The sequence below is a fragment of the Lactobacillus nasalidis genome (assembly GCF_016587775.1).
Taxonomy (GTDB): Bacteria; Bacillota; Bacilli; order Lactobacillales; family Lactobacillaceae; genus Lactobacillus; species Lactobacillus nasalidis.
Genome location: NZ_BOCG01000307.1, coordinates 1 through 783, shown reverse-complemented (window position 1 = coordinate 783; position 783 = coordinate 1). Strand labels below are relative to the sequence as shown.

General features: G+C 39.7%; 1 protein-coding gene. It reads right to left on the bottom strand.

Annotation, left to right across the window (positions count from 1 at the left end):
- Positions 1-229 (bottom strand): thiamine pyrophosphate-binding protein (locus lacNas_RS05475; protein ID WP_244661426.1); only part of this gene is annotated, 229 nt, incomplete at its 3' end.
- Positions 230-783 lie beyond the last annotated feature (554 nt).

Genomic DNA, 783 nt, shown 5'->3' with positions numbered 1-783 from the left:
CAGCTGAACCCATGCAGACACCAAGCTTGCCAGTAAGCTTGTATTCTGCTGAGGCAGCCAAGGCACCGGCTTCTTCGTGACGAACTTCGATGAACTTGACCTTGTCTTGCATTTCGTAGATCGCGTTCATGGTTGAGTCAAAAGAACCACCTGGGAAACCGTAAAGGTGGTCAATGCCCCACTTGTACATAACATCTAAAACGGCGTTTGCGCCCTTAATTTTTGCCATAAGTGAATCTCCTTAAAAATTATTACTTACAGCTTTTAATTAAACCACTTTTTTTCACTTTTGCAAGTGCTATCAAAAGCCGTCATATCAAGGAAAAGGCCATTTTTAAGCTAGTTAATTCACAAACTTGTTTTTTCCGGATAAAAAGTTTGTGCTATCTTCCCTTTTTGCATTGTGAAAAAGTAGCTAACTTTCGGAGAATATTTTTAGGTAAAGTTTTTATTATTTTTTTAAAAAGTATAAAGACAGTCGATTATTTCAAGTAAAAAAGTGGTCAAGCCCCTAGGGACTTGACCGCTTGACTACATGAACGTGATAAAATAATTCATGCCGCAAAAAGCAATAATAATGATCACTGCTGCTGCAAAAAATGTGTGCAATGTAGCCAAATAGTAATTTTTGACTACGTATGTCCAAAGACATGGATACAGACATTTTTCTTATTGCCGTCATCACCGGTATTCCGATATCCCAACAAGGGGGTAACCGCATTGACCAGCGCAGGTACCGAAGCACCACTCTTGCAACTTCATGGAAAGGCTCTCGCCAATCCT